This is a genomic window from Pimelobacter simplex (assembly GCF_900114845.1).
Classification (GTDB): domain Bacteria; phylum Actinomycetota; class Actinomycetes; order Propionibacteriales; family Nocardioidaceae; genus Nocardioides; species Nocardioides simplex.
In genome coordinates, this window is sequence record NZ_FOUK01000007.1 from 235,556 (window position 1) to 253,161 (window position 17,606).

Genomic DNA, 17,606 nt, shown 5'->3' on the forward strand with positions numbered 1-17,606 from the left:
CCTCGCACCCGTCTCAGCCGGCGCGGTGTGACGCGTCCCACTCACCGGAAGGCTCGGCGGGCGTGCCCGCGTAGCCCTCCGGCTTGCCCCAGCTCGCGCTGCGGGTGGTCCGGCGGTCGACCAGCACGCAGCGGGTCCCGGTGTAGTTGGTGGGCATGCACTTGTTGCAGTGGATGCACAGCGACGTGCGGTCGGCGTCGGCCTGCATCCGGTGGACGAGGTCGGGCTCGCGCAGCAGCGCGCGGGCCATCGCGACGAAGCCGAATCCCTCCGCCATGGCGGTGTCCATGACCGCACGGCTGGTGACGCCGCCGAGGAGGATCATCGGCAGGTCGACGGCGGCGCGGATCTGCTTGGCGTCCTCGAGCAGGAAGCCGTCGGAGTACGGGTAGCTCTTGAGCAGCCGGTGCCCGATCAGCTTGACGCCGGCCTTGACGGGCTGCGGCATGACGCCGGCGAACTCGTCGAGCGGCACGTCGCCCTTGAAGAGGTACATCGGGTTGAGCAGCGAGCTGCCGGAGGTCATCTCCAGCGCGTCGAGCGTGCCGTCGGCCTCCAGCCACTGGGCGACGGGGATCGCCTCGTCGAGCCAGAAGCCGCCGGGGGCGCCGTCGTCCATGTTCATCTTGGCGACGATCGCGATCCGGTCGCCGACGGCGTCGCGGACCGCGCGCATGATCTCCCGCGCGAGCCGGGCCCGGTTGCGCAGGCCGCCGCCGTAGCCGTCCTCGCGGTGGTTGAGCTTGGGGCTGAGGAACGCGCTGGCGAGGTAGTTGTGGCCGAGGTGGACCTCGACCGCGTCGAACCCGGCCTCGACCGCGCGGGCCGCCGCGCGTCCGTGCGCCGCGACGATCCGGTCGAGGTCGGCGACGGTCGCCTCCTGCGACCTGTTCATCGCGATGACGTTGTAGCGCGCGGACGGCGCGAGCGCGGGCGCCCGGTTGCCGCGCGGCTCGGCGACGGGACCGCCGTGGCCGATCTGCGCGCTGACCGCCGCGCCCTCCGCGTGGACGGCGTCGGTGAGCGCGCGCAGGCCGGGCATCGCCTCGTCCGTCCAGAGGACCTGGTGGCGGTCGGTCCGGCCGTCGCGGTCGACCGCGAGGTAGGCGACCGTCGTCATGCCGACCCCGCCCCTGGCGTAGGCGACGTGGAAGTCGATGAGGTCCTGGGTGACCCGGCCGCGGTGGCTCAGCCCCTCGTAGGTCGCCGCCTTGATCGTGCGGTTGCGCAGGGTGACGGGGCCGAGCCGGCCGGGGCTGAAGACGTCGGGGGCGCTCACGGCGCGACCGCCGTCCGGATGACCTTGCCGGTGGCGTTGCGGGGCAGCGGCGCGGAGCCGATCCGCCAGTGCGACGGCACCTTGTAGTGCGCGAGCTCGGTGGCGGCGTGGGCCCGCAGCGTCGCCTCGAGCGCGGCGGCGTCCGCGTCCGGGTCGGCCGGGACGACGACCGCGGCGACCTCCTGGCCGAGGTCGTCGTGCGGCACCCCCAGGACCACGCACTCGCGCACGTCCGGATGGTCGGTGAGGACCGCCTCGACCTCCGCCGGGTAGACGTTCTCGCCGCCCCGGATGATCAGGTCGGTACGCCGCGCGACCAGCCGGATCCGGCCCTTCTCGTCGAAGATGCCGAGGTCGCCGGTGTGCAGCCAGCGCTCGTCGTCGATCGCCGCGGCGGTGGCCTCGGGGTTCTCCCAGTAGCCGAGCATGTTGTACGCGCTGCGGACGCAGATCTCCCCCTCCTCACCGGGTGGGAGGACGTTGCCGAGTGCGTCGCGGACCTCCATCTCGACGCCGACGATCGGCGTCCCGAGGGTGCCCGGCGACTCGGCGAGGTCGAGCGGCGTGGCGAGCGCGACCGCCGTGCAGGACTCGGTCAGCCCGTAGCTGTCGACCAGCGCGCCCGCGAACGGCAGGTGGGCGCGCAGCCGTTCCTTGAACGCGGTGCTCGACGGCGCCGAGGCGAGCGAGAAGGCGTAGAGGGACGACGTGTCGTAGTCGCCGACCCGGTCGAACTCCAGCAGCCGGTTGGCCATCGTCGGCACCGCGCCCCAGTGGGTGACGCGCGCGTCCTGGACGAGCTGCAGCACCCGCGCGGGCTCGAAGGCCCCGACGTGCAGGGCGACCGTGCTGCCGTTGGCGAGGCGCGGCACCGCGAGGTTGTGCAGGCTGCCGACGTGGAAGAGGGGCATCGCCAGCAGGTAGACCTTGTCCTGCGGCGCGACCGGATCGCCGTACTGGGCGGCCATCGCGTCCATGCTGCGGTGGAAGCCGATCACCGAGCAGAGGTTGCGGTGCGTGTGGACTGCGCCCTTGGGGCGGCCCGACGTACCGGACGTGAACAGGATGACCGCGGGGTCGTCCTCGGCGACGTCGGCGCTGGGGAGCGCGGCGTCGGGGTACCGGGCGGCGAGGTCGTTGTCGATGTCGATCGTCGGCGCTGCCGCCACCGTGGGCGTCGCCGGGTCGAGGAGGGCGCGGCGCCGCTCGTCGGCGACCACCAGCACCGGCCGGGTCAGCTCGAGGGCCTGGCGCAGCTCGCGCGCCGACCACCAGGCGTTGCAGCCGACGGCGATCGCGCCGATCGACACGGTCGCCCAGAACGTCTCGATCCAGGCCTGGGAGTTGGCCGCCGCGATCGCGACGCGATCGCCCTTCTCCACCCCGTGCTCGGTGCGGAGCGCGTGGGCGATCGACGAGACGCGACGGGCGTGCTCGGCGAACGTGAGCCGCCCGTCGAGCGTCACGATGTAGGGCCGGTCGCCGTGCGCCAGGGACGCGGCGAGCACCTCGTGCAGCGCGCGGAATCGGTCCGGGAAGACCTGAACGGGCGCGCCCAGAACGGTCTCCACCTGCAGCTCGGTCACTGTCGTCGACGTCATGGCGGGGAGTATTCGGCGGCGTTCTCGGGACGGGCCGCGGAGGCTCCCGGTGACCGGGATGCGACGGCGCCGGGCGGCCGTCGTACCGGTGAGGGTGGCGGCCATGAACGCACTGCAGGGGAAAGTCGCCGTCGTCACCGGAGCCGGCCAGGGGGTGGGCCAGGGCATCGCGCTCGCCCTGGCGACCGAGGGGGTCTCGGTGGCCGTCGTCGGCCGGACCGTGGCCAAGCTCGACGAGACGTGCGCCCTGCTGCGCGAGCGCGGCGTCCGGGCGGAGGCCTACGCCCTCGACCTGCTCGACACCGACGCCATCGCGCCGCTCGTCGACCGGATCGCCGGCGACTTCGGGCGTCTCGACGTCCTCGTCAACAACGCGTACGACGGCGTGATGATGCCCCTGCTCGACATGAGCCAGAAGAACTTCACCAAGGGCTTCGTGACCGGCCCCTTCGCCGCCTTCGCCTTCATGAAGGCCGCCCACCCGCACCTCGTCGCCGCCGGCGGAGGTTCGATCGTCAACCTCGTCACCTCCGCCATGGTCCGCTGGGACCCCACCAACTACGGCGCCTACGCCGCCGCCAAGACCGCCCTGCGCTCCCTCACCCGCACCGCCGCGGTCGAGTGGGCGCCCGACGGCATCCGGGTCAACAGCGTCGCGCCCCACGCCCTCTCCCCCGGCCTGAAGTGGTGGACCGAGACCCACCCCGAGGAGGCCGCCGAGTTCGTCGCCGCCATCCCCATGAAGCGGATCGGCGACCCGGAGGCGGACATCGGCCGCGCCGTCGTCGCACTCGTCGGGCCGGACCTGGCGTACCTGACCGGGGCGACCGTGCCCCTGGACGGCGGGCAGGCGCACTTCTGAGGCCGGGCGGCAGTTTCACCGCCTAGGCGGTGAAACTGCCGTCACCCCGCAGCGGTGAGCGCCGCAGCCCCGCCGTCGACGAACACCACCTGCCCCGCCATGTGCGAGTTCTCCGCCGCCACGAGCCACAGCAGCGCGTGCGCGATCGCCTCGGGCGGTGCGTAGCCGTTGAGCGGCATCGGGACGGCGGCGTCCATCACCCGCTTCCAGTCGGGGTTCGCGACGAGCTCGGCCGTCATGGGCGTCAGGACGACGCCGGGCGCGATCGCGTTCACGGCGATCCCCGCACCGGCGAAGTCGGCGGACACCGCGGCGCCGCGCAGCCACCGGTTGAGCGCGAGCTTCGTCGAGGAGTAGATCTCGTGGGGCCGGCCGGCAGCCACGGCCGCCTCGGCGGCATCGAGTGCGGCGGACTCGTCACCGGCCAGGCAGGCCGCGACGATCGCGGGGTCGCTGGGCTGGGTCGAGGAGATCGAGCTGACCAGCGCCACCCGTGGGGCCGGCGCGGCGGCCAGGAGCGGTCGGAGGCCGAGCACGAGGTCGACCGTGCCGAAGTAGTTGACGCTGACCTGGGGAGCACCGGCGCGGCTCAGCCCGGCGCAGGTGATCAGCCCGTCAAGGGCACCCCCCTCGGGCCCTGCAGGCCCATCGGCCCCATCGGCCCCGGCGAGCGCGGCGATCCCGGCGACGGCCTCGGCGCGTCCGTCGGCCGTCGAGAGGTCGGCGCACACCTCGGCGTCGCGCAGGTCGACGCCGATCACGCGGTCGCCGCGGGCGCGCAGCATCGCGGCGGTGGTCGCGCCTATCCCGGACGCCGAGCCGGTGACGGCGAGCAGCCGGCCGGTCACGACGCGGCTCCCGTGCCGTCGTAGCGCGGGCCGAGCAGGAGGCGCGTGGCCAGCCGGATGTCGGCGTCGGCCTGCTCGGCGGTGATGACGCCGTTGAGGACCGACACCAGGACGCCGTACCAGGTCTGCTCGGTGATCCGGACCATCCGGTAGTCCTCGTCCTCGGGCTCCGGCACGCCGAGCGCGGCGAGCAGCACCCGGTGGAAGGCCGCGTTGGCCTCGGTGTACTCGCGCCCACCCTGCAGCTGGGCGGCGTTGTTGGCCTGCAGCATCGCGGTGGCGAGCTGGGGGCGCTCGAGCATCCGCTGCCCCGCCCCGATCAGGACGTCGGCGACGGCGTCGGCACGGCGCCCCGATCCGACGGGAGCAGCCGAGCCGGCGCCGGCGCCGGCGGCGCTGAGCCGCTGGATCTGGCTGTGCAGGACGCCGACGAAGAGGTCCGTCTTGGACGGGAAGTACCGGTAGAGCGTGGCGATCGCGACGCCGGCCTCCTTGGCCACGTCGTTCATCTGCATGCGCTCGAGGCCGTGCTCGGCGCCGAGCTTGCTGGCGGCGCGGAGGATCCGCCGGTAGCGGTCCTTCTGCTCCGCGGAGGTGGGCTCGGCGGGCTGCCGGGCCTCGGCGATTCGCGGCACGCGTCTCTCCTGATCGTGGGTCGTGGCGCCCGAGTGGCCGGACGGCTCCATCCTGCGACCGCCGGCACCGCGACGCCCCAGCAGGCTACCGCTGAGTGGGACGACGGCCCGCGCGCCGCGCGCCCGGCGGCACAGACTCCGACCATGACGCACAACGACCACGTCCGGCAGATCGAGGTGGACGCGAGCCCGCGCCGGTTCGCCCGCGGATGGCACTGCCTGGGCCTGGCCCGCGACCTCGTCGACGGGCAGCCGCACCAGGTGACCGCGTTCGGCCAGAAGCTCGTCGTCTTCGCCGGCGAGGACGGCGTCGTCAACGTCCTCGACGCGTACTGCCGGCACATGGGGGGCGACCTCTCGCAGGGCACGGTCAAGGGCAACGAGATCGCCTGCCCGTTCCACGACTGGCGCTGGGGCGGCGACGGTCGCTGCAAGCAGATCCCCTATGCGCGGCGCGTCCCCCTCCGTGCCCGGACGGCGTCGTGGCCGACGCTCGTGCAGGACGGCATGGTCTTCGTCTGGAACGACCCCGAGGGCAACCCGCCGCCCGCCGACGTGACGATCCCGCGGATCCCCCAGGTCGACGACGACAGGTGGACCGACTGGCTCTGGTACGAGACGGTGATCGAGGGCGCGAACTGCCGCGAGATCGTCGACAACGTCGTGGACATGGCGCACTTCTTCTACATCCACTACTCGTTCCCGACGTACTTCAAGAACGTCTTCGAGGGCACCAGCGCGTACCAGTACATGAACGGCGACGGCCGCGAGGACGTCCGGCCCGCCAAGCCCTCGACGAGCAACCCCGCCGTGCTGGGCACGACGAGCGTCGCCGCGTACCACGGGCCGAGCTTCATGATCGACGAGGTGACGTACCACTACGAGGACCTCGACGTGGACACCATCCTGATCAACTGCCACTACCCGATCGACGAGAACTCGTTCGTGCTGCAGTACGGGATCATCGTGGAGAAGAAGGACGGCATCTCCGACGAGGACGCCGCCCTGATGGCCGAGAAGACCGGCAGGTTCATCAAGTACGGCTTCGAGCAGGACGTCGCGATCTGGAAGAACAAGGCGCGCATCGACAACCCGCTGCTGTGCGAGGAGGACGGTCCGGTCTACCAGCTGCGCCGGTGGTACCAGCAGTTCTACGTCGACGCCGCCGACGTCACGCCGGAGATGACCGACAGGTTCGAGTTCGAGATCGACACGACGCGGCCCAACGAGGCGTGGCGTGCCGAGGTCGAGCAGAACCTCGTCGCCCGGCGCTCATGATCCGCCCCCGGCCGGACGTCCGGCTCGCGACCGCGCCGATGCAGCCGGTCTCGTGCGGGACGTGCGGCGCCGAGGTGCTCGCCCGCAAGAGCAGCTGGGACCAGACCACCGTGCAGTGGGACGCCGCCGCGCTCGCCGCGTGCGCCGAGCGCCGTATGACGGAGGGCGCCGTGGCGCCGTCCGACCGCCCGAACCGCAACGCCTTCCCCGGCTGCGACGCCCTGCGCGCCTCGCTGCGCGCGGCCGCCGTGGCGGGCACGCTCGACGTGCAGTCCGGTGAGCCGTTGAAGACCAATCACGAGCAGGAGCACCCATGACGACCGACCTCTCCTCCTACGGCCCGTGGGCCGTCATCGCCGGCGGCTCCGAGGGTGTCGGTGCGGAGTTCGCGCGCGCCCTGGCCGCCGCGGGCATCGACCTGGTGCTCGTCGCGCGCAAGCCGGGCCCGCTGGAGGAGACGGCCGCGTCCGTCCGGGAGCTCGGCGTCGAGGTCCGGACCGTCGCGGCCGACCTCACCGACCCCGCCGCGATCGACGCGATCACGGCCGCCACCGCCGACGTCGAGGTCGGCCTGCTGATCTACAACGCCGGTGCCAACACGCACGGCCGTGCCTTCACCCAGGGCACGCTCGCAGGATTCGGGTCGGTGATCGACCTCAACATCACCGCGCTGCTCGCGCTGACCCACCACTACGCCGTCCCGATGCGGGAGCGGGGCCGCGGCGGCATCCTGCTGGTCGGCTCGCTCGCCGGCTACGTCGGCACGTCGACCGAGGCCGTGTACGGCGGCGTGAAGGCGTTCAGCCGGATCTTCGCCGAGGGACTCTGGGCCGAGCTGCGCACGCACGGCGTCGACGTCCTCGAGCTCGTGCTCGGCGTCACCCGCACGCCAGCGATGGAGCGGGCCGGGCTCAACTTCGACGTCCCCGGCATGCACGTCTCCGCGCCCGTGGACGTCGCGCGGGAGGGTCTCGCCGCGCTCGCCCACGGTCCAGTGCACGTGGTCAGCGGCAACGAGGGCATCGTCGCGTCGCGCTCGACCGACGACCGGGCCCGGCTCGTCGCCGGGACCGAGAAGGTCATGCGCCTGCTGCTCAGTCGTCGGTGACGTGCAGCCGCTGGCGGCGCAGGTCGAGGTCCGGGTAGAGGTCCTCGGAGATCCGGCGGGCGGCGTCCACGACCAGCGGAGCGACCCGCTCCAGCGCCGTCCCGACGGCGGCGACCACCGAGAGCGCACCGACCGGTCCCTGCGGCCCGCGGATGGCGGAGGCCAGGCAGGCGATGTCGGGGAAGCACTCGCCGCGCTCGAACGCGAGCCCGCCGCGGGCCCGGATCCGCCCGAGCTCGCCGTGCAGCGCGTCCAGCTCGGCGATGGTGGCGGTGGTGCGGGTGCGCAGCTGGTCCCCGACGAGCTCGTCGACGCGCTCGGGCTCGAGCCAGGCGAGCATCGCCTTGCCGAGGCCGGTGCAGTGCGTCGGCGCGGAGCCGCCGACCCGGGAGGGGACGGTGGCGGCGAACGGGCCGCCGAGCTTGTCGAGGTAGCGCACCCGGGCGCCGTCGAGCACCGCGAGGTGGATCACCGCGCCGGTGCGCAGCAGCAGGTCGTGCAGGTACGGCGACGCGGCCGACCGCAGGTCCGCCTCCCCCGCCGAGCCACCCCCGAGCACGAGCGAGCGGCGGCCGAGGCCGTACCCGCTGGTGCCGTGCTCGAGCCAGTCCAGCCGCACGAGCTGGTCGAGGATCCGGTGTGCGGTGGAGCGCGGGAGCCCGGTGGACCGGGCGATCTCCTCGAGGCTGAGCCAGGTCTGACGGGTGGTGAACCGGTCGAGGATGAGCGTCATCCGCTCGACCATCGACGGCGGCAGCTCCCGTGCCGGACCGGTGGTGACGACGTCCGACTGCTCCATGACCAGCGCCGACATGATTCCTCCCAGGGATGCAAAACTGAAATGAATTCTAGTGACGACGCTAACACCGCGGCGCGGCCCTCGGGAAGAGGTTTTCTGAAATTCATTCTACTTCCGGTCATCGAGACGAGCGCGCGCACGGCGCCGGCCGGGCCGCTTGGATGAGCCGGTCCGCCCAGCGAGAGGAGTCGTCCATGCGCGTCGGCATCACCACCCCGGTCGTCACCGCCCTGCCCGGGTTCTTCTCCCCCTGGGAGCGGGCGGCCGGCGTGGCCGACCTGGTCGCGGTCGCCCGGGCGGCCGACGAGCTCGGCTTCGACCACCTCACCTGCTCCGAGCACGTCGCCGTGCCGGTCGCCGTCGCCGCCGAGCGCGGCGGCACCTACTGGGACCCGCTCGCCACGCTCAGCCACCTCGCCGCGCACACCACGCGGATCCGGCTCGCCACGCAGGTCCTCGTCCTCGGCTACCACCACCCGCTCGCCATCGCGAAGCGCTACGGCACGCTCGACCTGCTCAGCGGCGGTCGGCTCGTGCTCGGCCTGGGCGTCGGCTCGCTCGAGGAGGAGTTCGACCTCCTCGAGGCGGCGTACGACGAGCGGGGCGCCGTCGCCGACGACGCCCTCCCCGCGCTCCGGGCCGCCCTCGGCAGCGCCCGCCCGACGTACGCCGGCGCGCGGTTCGCGTTCGACGACGTCGTCGTCGAGCCGCACGCCGTCCAGCCGCGGGTGCCGCTCTGGATCGGCGGCCACACGGCGCGCAGCCTGCGCCGCGCCCGCGAGCACGGCGACGGCTGGGTGCCGTTCGGGCTCCCCCACGACCGGCTCCGCACGATGCTCGACGGCACCGACCTGCCCGACGACTTCGAGGTCGTCCTCGGCGCCGGCCGTCCCGTCGACCCGCTCGGCGAGCCGGACCGGACCCGCCGCGCCCTCGACCGCACCGTCGCGGCGGGCGCCACCGTCGTCAACGTGCACGTCGCCGCGACGTCCGCGACCCACTACACCGACCAGCTCGCCGCCCTGGCCGACCTGGCCGGGCTCGCCACCACCCCCACCGTCCAGGAGGACGCATGACCACCGTCGAGGAACGCCTGCAGCGCCTGGAGGACATCCAGGAGATCACCCAGCTGATCGCGTCGTACGGCCCGCTGGTCGACGCCGGCGAGGCCGAGCGGGTCGCCGCCATGTGGACTGAGGACGGCGTCTACGACGTCGACGAGATCTACATGGGAGACCGGGCCGCGATCGACGCGATGGTGCGCGGCGACCGGCACCAGGGACTGATCCAGAACGGCTGCTGCCACTTCCTGGGCCCCGCCCACGTCACCGTGGACGGCGACCGCGCGGTCGCCGTCTGCCCGTCGGTGCTGCTCGTGCGCCACGAGGGCCGGAACTTCCCGGCCCGGATCGGCGCCAACCACTTCGACCTGGTCCGCACACCCGAGGGCTGGCGGTTCGCGCACCGCACCATCCGGCAGCTCGACGGTGACGCGGCGGCGCGGGGGCTGTTCGCGCGTGCCGGCAGTTTCACCGCCTAGGCGGTGAAACTGCCGCCACCCGAAGCCTCGAACCGCGACCGCACCTCCGGCCCCGCGACCCTCACCCGCCCCGGCTCGTCCAGGCTCCAGGTCATCTCGAACGTCCGCCGGTAACCCGTTCGCACGATCCGCCACCCGTCCGCACCGCGCACGTAGACGTCCGAGTAGATCGCCCCGCCCTCCAGCGCGAACCGGTGCGCGTCGACGATCACCTTGTCGTGCAGGTACCACGTCCCGCTCGCCCGGTCGGGGTCGTCGGGGTCGAGGTCGATCTCCGGGTGGTGCGCCTGGTGCATCGTCAGCACGCCCGCCCCCATGTTGGCGCGCATGTAGCCGACGAGCGGGCCCGGCGAGTCGAAGACGAGGCCGTTGTAGTCGGCGGTCGCGTCCGGCGCGAAGCAGGCCGCGAAGTCCTCCCACTGCTTGGTGTCGAGGCAGCGCAGGTAGCGGTACTTCAGGCGGGTGATCGCCGCGACGTCGGCGGCCGGGTCGGTTCTCATGGCGCCGAACGTAGGGACGGGCGGCGCCGCGGCGCCGGCCGTCGTACCGGTCACCGGGATCCTCAGTCGAGGAAGGACCGGATCGCCTCGTGGTAGCCGGGTGGCTGCAGCAGGAACGAGTCGTGCCCCCACGGCGAGGCGAGCTCGGTGTGCTCGACGGCGACCCCGCGCGCGGCCAGCTCGTCGCGGATCCGCAGCGAGTGCGCGGTCGGGAACCGCCAGTCGGTGTCGAACGAGATCAGCCGGAACCGGGTCGACGGGACGACGTCCGGGTGGGCGCCGAACGGGTCGAAGTAGTCCATCGGCCGGGTCAGGTGGAGGTACGACAGCGCGTCGAAGCGCTCCAGGAACGAGGTGCCCTGGTGCTGCAGGTAGTGCTCGACCTCGAAGTCGGCGTCCAGCCGCTTGTCACTGCCGGCGGTGTCGCGCCGGTGGCCGAACTTCTCCTCGAGCGAGACCTCGGAGACATAGGTGATGTGGGCCATCATGCGGGCGATCTTCATGCCGTGGCGCGGCGTGACGCCGTGGTCGGCGTACCGGCCGCCGTGGAAGTCGGGGTCCTCGAGGATCGCCGCACGCGCGACCGACGAGAACGCGATGTTCTCGGGCGTGAGCCGCGCGCTGGCCGCGACGACGACCGCGCGGTCGATCCGGTCCGGCTCCTGCAGCGCCCACTCCAGGACCTGCATGCCCCCGAGCGAGCCGCCGACCGCGGCGTGCAGGCGCTCGACGCCGAGGTGGTCGAGCAGGCCGCGCTGGGCGGTGACGAAGTCGGCGATGTCGAGCAGCGGGAAGTCCGGCCCGTAGGGACGTCCGGTCACCGGGTCGAGCGAGGACGGCCCGGTGGTGCCGGAGCAGCCGCCCAGCAGGTTCGACGCGATCACGAAGAAGCGGTCGGTGTCGAGGGCCTTCCCGGGCCCGATCAGGTTGTCCCACCAGCCCGGACGGCGGGCACCCTCGTGCCAACCGGCGGCGTGGGCGTCACCGGTGAGGGCATGGCAGACGACGACGGCGTTGTCCCGCGCGGGGTTCAACGCGCCGTAGGTCTCGTAGGCGACCTCGACGTGGGGCAGCTTCGCCCCGGACGCGAGCACCAGCGGGCCGTTCTCGGTGAGAACGGCCCGCTGGGTCGCGACGATGCCGAGGCCGCCGTCGGCGGCGGTCACGTCGTCGGCGTCACTTCGCGGCGGTCAGCGCCTGGTCGAGGTCGGCGATCAGGTCGTCGACGTGCTCGATGCCGACCGACAGCCGGACCAGCTCCTCGGGCACGCCGGCCGCCTCGAGCTCCTCGGGCGTGAGCTGCGAGTGCGTCGTCGTGGCGTTGTGCACGGCCAGGGACTTCGCGTCGCCGATGTTGACGAGGTGGCTGAACAGCTCGAGCGACTCGATGAACCGCTTGCCGCCGTCCCGGCCGGACTTGAGGCCGAACGACACGAGGCCGCCGTAGCCCCGGCCGGTGAAGTAGCTGTCGGCGACGGCCTTGTAGGGGCTGTCGTCGAGACCCGGGTAGGACACCCAGGCGACCGAGTCGTGGCCCTGGAGGTACTTCGCGATGGCCAGCGCGTTCTGGCTGTGCCGCTCCATCCGCAGGTGCAGCGTCTCGAGGCCCTGCAGGAACAGCCACGAGTTGAGCGGTGCGATCGCGGCGCCGGTGTTGCGCAGCAGCACCGTGCGGGCCCGGATGATGTAGGCCAGGTTGCCGACGGCCTCGGTCCACACGACACCGTGGTAGGCGCTGTCGGGCTGGGTCAGGCCGGGGAACCGCTCGGCGTGCGCGGCCCAGTCGAAGTTGCCGGAGTCGACGATGATGCCGCCTACCGAAGTGCCGTGGCCGCCGATGTACTTGGTCGCGGAGTGCACCGCGACGTCGGCGCCGTGCTCGAAGACGCGCGCCAGCAGCGGCGTCGTGGCCGTGGCGTCGATGATCAGCGGCAGGCCGTGCGCGTGGGCGGCGTCGGCCCAGGCGCGCACGTCGACGACGTTGACCTTCGGGTTGCCGATGGTCTCGGCGAAGACCAGCTTGGTCTTGTCGTCGACCAGCGCGGCCAGGTCCTCGGGGCGGTCGGGGTCGACGAAGCGGACCTCGATGCCGTACTGCGGCAGCGTGTGGGCGAACAGCGCGTACGTGCCGCCGTACAGGGTGGAGACGGCGACGATGTTGTCGCCGGCGTAGGTCAGGTTGAGCACCGAGTAGGTGATCGCGGCCGAGCCCGAGGCCGTCGCAAGCGCGCCGGCGCCGCCCTCGAGCTGGGCCACCCGCTCCTCGAAGACCGACTGGGTCGGGTTCATGATCCGGGTGTAGATGTTTCCCGGCTCGGAGAGGGCGAACAGGTTCGCCGCGTGCTCGGTGTCGTTGAAGACGTACGACGTGGTCTGGTAGATCGGGACCGCGCGGGCGTTGGTCGCGGGGTCGGGCTGCTCCTGGCCGGCGTGGACGGCAAGGGTCTCGGGACGATGGGTCATCGTGCGCTGCTCCTGATTCGGGTGCGTCGCTGGGGGGAAACCCTCAGCCTAATGTCGAGTAACTCGCTTGAGATTGTATATGTCCGCCATGTGGCCGCACTCGCTACCGTGCGATCCGTGAGAAGCAGACGCGGCCGGGTCGTCGTCGTGACCACGCTGGCCGAGTTCGACCGGCGGCGGGCCGACGGCGCGCGCCGGCTCCAGGGGTGGCGGCTGGTCGGCGTCGACCTCACCGAGCGCTCCGAGGCCCTCGCCGCCTCCGACGTCAGCCGGACGACGTTCGTCGGCTGCGCGTTCGCGCCCGGCGACCGCGACCGGGTCGCCGCCCGCGGCGCGCTCGTGCTGCCCGCGATCGGCTCTCCCCCGGTCGACCCGCAGCGCGAGCGGCTCTACACCTGCGACGAGCTCTACGACACCGCTCCCTACGCCGACACCGTCGACGCCCGCGCCTACGCGTGGGCCCAGCGCCGCAACGGCTCGTCCGACGCGCTCGCCCAGACGCTGCACGACGAGTCCGTCGACCGTGCCCTCGCCACCTGGATCCGGGACCGCTCGCTGGTGGGCGTCATGGGCGGCCACGCGGCCGACCGCGGCACGCCGGCGTACACCGACGCGGCCCGGCTGGGCGCCCTGCTCGGCCGAGCTCACGTCGTCGCTACCGGCGGCGGGCCGGGTGCGATGGAGGCGGCCAACCTCGGTGGCCGGATGGCCACCGCTCCCCCGGACGCCCTCGACGAGGCGCTCGCCCGGGTGGCCGCCGTCCCGTCGTTCCGGCCCTCGATCGACGCCTGGGTCGCGACCGCCCACGAGTCCCTCGCCCTCAGCCCCGACCCCCGCCCCTCGCTCGGCGTTCCCACCTGGCACTACGGCCACGAGCCGCCGAACCTCTTCGCCACCGCGATCGCGAAGTACTTCCGCAACGCGCTGCGCGAGGCGATCCTGCTCCAGGTCTGCGACGCCGGCATCGTCTTCCTGCCGGGCGCCGGCGGCACCGTGCAGGAGATCTTCCAGGACGCCTGCGAGAACTACTACGCGACCGAGCAGACCATCGCCCCGATGGTCCTCGTCGGCCGCGCGCACTGGACCGAGGAGCTGCCCGCCTGGCCGCTCCTGCGGGCGCTCTCGCGCGGGCGGCCGATGGAGGCGCACGTGCACCTGGTCGACACCGTCGAGGAGGCGGCCGCGCTCTTCGCCTAGGCGGGCCCTAGGCCGCCCGGAGCCCGGCGCGGGCGCCGATGACCGCGCGGTAGTGCGTCACCAGCTGCTCGTTGATCGCGAACCACGACCGCTCCTGCACGGCCCGCAGCGCGGTCAGCGCCATCGCCCGGCGCAGCTCGACGTCGCTCGCCAGCCGGTCGACCGCGGCCGCCAGCGCGGCGCCGTCACCGGGCCGGTAGAGCAGCCCCGAGGCGCCGTCCGCCACGACGTCGACCGGACCGCCCGCGTTGGGCGCGACCACCGGCACGCCGGACGCGAGCGCCTCCTGCGCCGACTGGCAGTAGGTCTCGTAGCGCCCCGTGTGCACGAAGAGGTCGAGCGACGCGTACGCCCGGCTCAGGTCGGCACCGTGCAGCAGCCCCAGGAACGTCGCCCGGGAGCCCAGGAGCCCGCGGAGCCGCTGCTCCTCCGGGCCCCCGCCGACGAGCACGAGGGCGTACCTCGGGTCGTCGGCGAGGTGCGTGAGGAGGTCCAGCTCCTTCTCGGCGGCCAGCCGGCCGACGTACCCCACGAGGAGACGGCCGTCCGGCGCGATCCGCTGCCGCAGCCCCTCGTCACGGTGCCGCGGGTGGAAGGCCACGAGATCGACCCCGCGCCCCCACCGGTGCACCTCCGGCACCCCCAGCGCCCGCAGCTGCGCGATGCTCGCCGTCGACGGCGCCAGCGTCCGGTCGACGTGGTGGTGAATCCGCCGGGTCAGCCCCGCCGCCGCCCGCGCCCCGCCCGGGACGTCGTACCGCTCGGCGAAGCCGACGAGATCGGTCTGGTAGATCGCCACCGTCGGGATCCCCAGCTCCTCCGCCGCCCGCGACGCCTGGTACCCCAACGTCGCCGGCGACGCGATGTGGACGACGTCCGGCCGGTACTGCGCCATCACCTGGCGCAGCCGCCGCCGCGTCTCCAGGCCCAGCCGGAAGTCCGGGTAGAACGGCAGGTTCGCACCGCGCGCCCGCCGTACCCGGAAGCCGGCGTAGGTGTCCGGCCCCGTCGGCGCCACCAGCTCGGCCTCGTGGCCCTCGGCGGCGAGATGCTCCAGGACCCGGCGCACGGAGTTCGTGACGCCGTTGATCTGCGGGAGGAACGACTCGGCAACCACCAGAACCCGGAGCTTGGTCATGCTCCGGACGCTAGGGACGGCGCGTCAACGCTCCGTCACGGTTGCGGAAGTGTCGGGCGACGGGCGTGTGAACGGCAGGCGGCTCGCTCAGGGCGCTCCCGGCGTCGCCCCCGCCCCGGTCCGGTCCTGCGCCCGCCGGAACGCCTCCTCGAGGGCCTTCACGTTCGGGCAGCCCCCGACGAACCCGTCGCTCGGGAGCGGGGCACGGCCGAGGCGCTCCTGGACCGCCCTGACCTCCGGTCGCTCGAAGAACCTCATCACCTCGGGGCAGTCGGCCAGCGGTGTGCCCAGGTCGGGCCCGGGCTGCCGAGCGGGAGCCGTGGTGCTCGCGGCCGGCGTCGGGGCGACGTCCGGCGCTCGGCCCTCGGCGCCGCCCTTGGCCGACGCGATCGCGAAGCCGACCAGCGCCGCAGTCACTGCCACGACCGCCAGCGCGATCCACCGCCCGTACCGCCTCGACTGCTCCATCTCACTGATGGTCCGCGGCCGCTCGGCGGCGTCAACGGAACCACCCGAACCGTGCGCGAAACGCCGATGATCTCCCCACGTGACCCACCTCACCCCCGCGTCGTTGCCCGTTCGTGGAGATCACTCGCCGAAACCTGGTCCGCAACGCCGTCACCGCCGGAGGCCTCGCCATCGCGGCGACCACGATGCCGGGCGTCCTGCGCTCCGCGACCGCATCCGCGACGCCCGCGCTGGCCGCCGCACCCCTGGCGCCCGTCGCCCCGCCGAGCGGCTCCACACTGGTCCAGACCTTCACCACGGGCACCCCCGGCGCCGGCGGCTACCGGCCGGTGATCTCCGCGTCGGGCGAGCCGCACGTCGTCCGCGAGGGTCTGGGCGTCGCCGCCGAGGCCGGCCGGGCGAGCCGGCGCCAGGCGCTGATCTCGTTCGTCCAGCTCAGCGACGTGCACATCGTCGACGCCCAGTCGCCGCTGCGCCTGGAGTGGACCGACCGCCTCGACGATCCGAGCCCGCTGCCGGCGCTCGGGCTGTTCTCGTCGGCGTACCGGCCGCAGGAGATGCTCACCGGTCACGTCGCCGACTCGATGGTCCGCGCGATCAACCGGATCGGCAGCGGCCCGGTGACCGGCAAGCCGTTCGCGCTCGCCATCCAGACCGGCGACAACTCCGACAACTCGCAGTTCAACGAGGTGCGCTGGAACATCAACGTCCTCAACGGCGGCCAGGTGCGCGTCGACTCCGGCAACCTCACCCGCTGGGAGGGCGTCGCCGACAGCACGCCGCTGACGTACGACACGGCGTACTGGCACCCGCACGGCGCGCCCGCGGGCAAGCCGGTCGACCGTCCGCGCGGGGAGTACGGGTTCCCCGTCGTCCCGGGCCTCCTGGACGCCGCTCGCCGGCCGTTCACCGCGGAGGGCCTCGACATCCCCTGGTACTCGGTCTTCGGCAACCACGACGGCCTCGCCCAGGGCAACTTCCCCGCCAGCACCCTCCAGCTCAACCTGATCGCGCTCGGCGCGCTCAAGATCGTCTCGCCGCCGCTCGGCCTCAACCCGGCGCAGCTCCTCGACGACCTCACCACCGACCCCGCCGCGCTCCTCACCAACCTCCTCGGCGGCGCGCTCAACACCGTCGTCCGGGCCGTCGCCCCCGACCTCAACCGCCGCCTGCTCACCCGCCGCCAGATCGTCGAGCAGCACTTCGCCCTCGGGGGTGCGCCCTTCGGGCACGGCTTCACGGCCACCAACCGCCAGCAGGGGACGGCGTACTACACGTTCGACCAGGGCTCGTTCCGGTTCATCGTGCTCGACACGGTCAACCCCAACGGCTACTCCGACGGCTCCCTCGACAAGCCGCAGTTCACGTGGCTCCAGGAGCTGCTCGCGCGCTCGACCGACAAGGCCGTCCTGGTCTTCAGCCACCACACCTCCGACACGATGGGCAACCCCCTCATCGGGACGGGCGGCCAGATCCAGCAGCGCATCACCGGCGGCGCCGTCCTCGACGCGCTCCTCGCCGCTCCCCAGGTCATCGCCTGGATCAACGGCCACACCCACCGCAACAAGATCACCCCGCGCCCCCGCCCCACCGGCGGCGGCCTCTGGGAGATCACCACCGCCTCCCACATCGACTGGCCCCAGCAGGCGCGGATCATCGAGGTCGCCGACAACGCCGACGGCACCCTGTCGATCTTCACCACCATGGTCGACCACGCCGGCCCGGCGTCGGCCGGCGCCGGCACCACCGACGCTCCCGCCCTTGCCGGCCTCGCCCGTGAGCTCGCCGCCAACGACTGGCACGAGAACCGGGGTGGGCTCGGCACGCTCGACGACCGCAACGTCGAGCTGCTGGTGGTGAACCCGCTGACCTGACCGGGCCCGGTCCCCC

General features: G+C 73.0%; 18 protein-coding genes. 8 read left to right on the forward strand and 10 right to left on the reverse strand.

Annotated elements, in window-relative coordinates; genetic code table 11:
• Window positions 1-13: 13 nt before the first annotated feature.
• A complete protein-coding gene (locus tag BM223_RS25385) occupies window positions 14-1,279 on the reverse strand; it encodes an NADH:flavin oxidoreductase (RefSeq protein ID WP_052138829.1) in 1,266 nt (421 codons plus the stop codon).
• Entirely contained in the window at window positions 1,276-2,880 is a 1,605-nt protein-coding gene (casG, locus tag BM223_RS25390; RefSeq protein WP_052138830.1) for a steroid-24-oyl-CoA synthetase, read from the reverse strand. Before casG ends, BM223_RS25385 begins: the two co-directional genes overlap by 4 nt.
• A gap of 103 nt (window positions 2,881-2,983) precedes the next feature.
• Here casG and BM223_RS25395 point away from each other — a divergent pair, with 103 nt between their 5' ends.
• Complete coding sequence (locus BM223_RS25395) at window positions 2,984-3,742, forward strand: SDR family NAD(P)-dependent oxidoreductase (protein WP_038680199.1); 759 nt, start codon at window positions 2,984-2,986, stop codon at window positions 3,740-3,742.
• Between the two features lie 41 nt (window positions 3,743-3,783).
• Here the strand turns inward: BM223_RS25395 and BM223_RS25400 are convergent, their stop codons facing one another.
• Both BM223_RS25400 and BM223_RS25405 read right to left on the reverse strand, forming a co-directional pair.
• The gene (locus BM223_RS25400) at window positions 3,784-4,590 is read right to left on the reverse strand and encodes an SDR family oxidoreductase (protein ID WP_218030680.1); all 807 of its coding nucleotides are present in this window, start codon (window positions 4,588-4,590) and stop codon (window positions 3,784-3,786) included.
• Complete coding sequence (locus tag BM223_RS25405) at window positions 4,587-5,225, reverse strand: TetR/AcrR family transcriptional regulator (RefSeq protein WP_038680201.1); 639 nt, start codon at window positions 5,223-5,225, stop codon at window positions 4,587-4,589. The genes BM223_RS25400 and BM223_RS25405 overlap by 4 nt, the downstream gene beginning before the upstream one ends.
• A 144-nt stretch (window positions 5,226-5,369) precedes the next feature.
• Here BM223_RS25405 and BM223_RS25410 point away from each other — a divergent pair, with 144 nt between their 5' ends.
• The 3 genes from BM223_RS25410 to BM223_RS25420 are packed head-to-tail and all read left to right on the forward strand — an operon-like array spanning window position 5,370 to window position 7,611.
• Window positions 5,370-6,503: a 3-ketosteroid-9-alpha-monooxygenase, oxygenase component gene (locus BM223_RS25410; protein ID WP_038680203.1), complete on the forward strand. Its 1,134-nt coding sequence runs from the start codon at window positions 5,370-5,372 to the stop codon at window positions 6,501-6,503.
• The gene (locus BM223_RS25415; RefSeq protein ID WP_038680204.1) at window positions 6,500-6,820 is read left to right on the forward strand and encodes a hypothetical protein; all 321 of its coding nucleotides are present in this window, start codon (window positions 6,500-6,502) and stop codon (window positions 6,818-6,820) included. The genes BM223_RS25410 and BM223_RS25415 overlap by 4 nt, the downstream gene beginning before the upstream one ends.
• Window positions 6,817-7,611 carry an SDR family NAD(P)-dependent oxidoreductase gene (locus BM223_RS25420; RefSeq protein ID WP_038680206.1) on the forward strand — a complete coding sequence of 265 codons (795 nt, stop codon included), beginning with the start codon at window positions 6,817-6,819 and terminating at the stop codon, window positions 7,609-7,611. The genes BM223_RS25415 and BM223_RS25420 overlap by 4 nt, the downstream gene beginning before the upstream one ends.
• On the opposite strand, the gene BM223_RS25425 is transcribed toward BM223_RS25420, so the two are convergent.
• Entirely contained in the window at window positions 7,598-8,425 is an 828-nt protein-coding gene (locus BM223_RS25425; RefSeq protein ID WP_052138831.1) for an IclR family transcriptional regulator, read from the reverse strand. The two genes, BM223_RS25420 and BM223_RS25425, sit on opposite strands and share 14 nt — an antisense overlap.
• Before the next feature lie 179 nt (window positions 8,426-8,604).
• On the opposite strand from BM223_RS25425, the gene BM223_RS25430 reads away from it, so the two are divergent.
• Window positions 8,605-9,486 carry a TIGR03619 family F420-dependent LLM class oxidoreductase gene (locus BM223_RS25430; protein ID WP_038680208.1) on the forward strand — a complete coding sequence of 294 codons (882 nt, stop codon included), beginning with the start codon at window positions 8,605-8,607 and terminating at the stop codon, window positions 9,484-9,486.
• Complete coding sequence (locus BM223_RS25435; protein ID WP_038680210.1) at window positions 9,483-9,950, forward strand: nuclear transport factor 2 family protein; 468 nt, start codon at window positions 9,483-9,485, stop codon at window positions 9,948-9,950. Before BM223_RS25430 ends, BM223_RS25435 begins: the two co-directional genes overlap by 4 nt.
• On the opposite strand, the gene BM223_RS25440 is transcribed toward BM223_RS25435, so the two are convergent.
• The 3 genes from BM223_RS25440 to BM223_RS25450 all read right to left on the reverse strand — a co-directional run bounded on the left by BM223_RS25440 (window position 9,947) and on the right by BM223_RS25450 (window position 12,913).
• Window positions 9,947-10,450, reverse strand: coding sequence for a nuclear transport factor 2 family protein (locus tag BM223_RS25440; protein ID WP_052139352.1), 504 nt, complete (start codon window positions 10,448-10,450; stop codon window positions 9,947-9,949). The genes BM223_RS25435 and BM223_RS25440 overlap by 4 nt on opposite strands.
• 62 nt (window positions 10,451-10,512) lie before the next feature.
• Window positions 10,513-11,616 (reverse strand): homoserine O-acetyltransferase MetX, encoded by a 1,104-nt coding sequence (metX, locus tag BM223_RS25445; RefSeq protein ID WP_038680212.1) that lies wholly within the window; start codon window positions 11,614-11,616, stop codon window positions 10,513-10,515.
• 10 nt (window positions 11,617-11,626) lie between these two features.
• On the reverse strand, window positions 11,627-12,913 hold the full coding sequence (locus BM223_RS25450; protein ID WP_038680215.1) for an O-acetylhomoserine aminocarboxypropyltransferase/cysteine synthase family protein: 1,287 nt from the start codon (window positions 12,911-12,913) through the stop codon (window positions 11,627-11,629).
• Between the two features lie 117 nt (window positions 12,914-13,030).
• On the opposite strand from BM223_RS25450, the gene BM223_RS25455 reads away from it, so the two are divergent.
• Window positions 13,031-14,110 (forward strand): LOG family protein, encoded by a 1,080-nt coding sequence (locus tag BM223_RS25455; RefSeq protein WP_038680217.1) that lies wholly within the window; start codon window positions 13,031-13,033, stop codon window positions 14,108-14,110.
• Between the two features lie 7 nt (window positions 14,111-14,117).
• Here BM223_RS25455 and BM223_RS25460 read toward each other — a convergent pair whose 3' ends face one another.
• Both BM223_RS25460 and BM223_RS25465 read right to left on the reverse strand, forming a co-directional pair.
• Window positions 14,118-15,248 carry a glycosyltransferase family 4 protein gene (locus BM223_RS25460; protein WP_038680218.1) on the reverse strand — a complete coding sequence of 377 codons (1,131 nt, stop codon included), beginning with the start codon at window positions 15,246-15,248 and terminating at the stop codon, window positions 14,118-14,120.
• An 87-nt stretch (window positions 15,249-15,335) separates the two neighbouring features.
• Window positions 15,336-15,716 (reverse strand): hypothetical protein, encoded by a 381-nt coding sequence (locus BM223_RS25465; RefSeq protein ID WP_141267495.1) that lies wholly within the window; start codon window positions 15,714-15,716, stop codon window positions 15,336-15,338.
• A gap of 113 nt (window positions 15,717-15,829) precedes the next feature.
• Between BM223_RS25465 and BM223_RS25470 the strand changes: the two genes are divergently transcribed.
• The gene (locus BM223_RS25470) at window positions 15,830-17,590 is read left to right on the forward strand and encodes a TIGR03767 family metallophosphoesterase (RefSeq protein ID WP_038680222.1); all 1,761 of its coding nucleotides are present in this window, start codon (window positions 15,830-15,832) and stop codon (window positions 17,588-17,590) included.
• Window positions 17,591-17,606 lie beyond the last annotated feature (16 nt).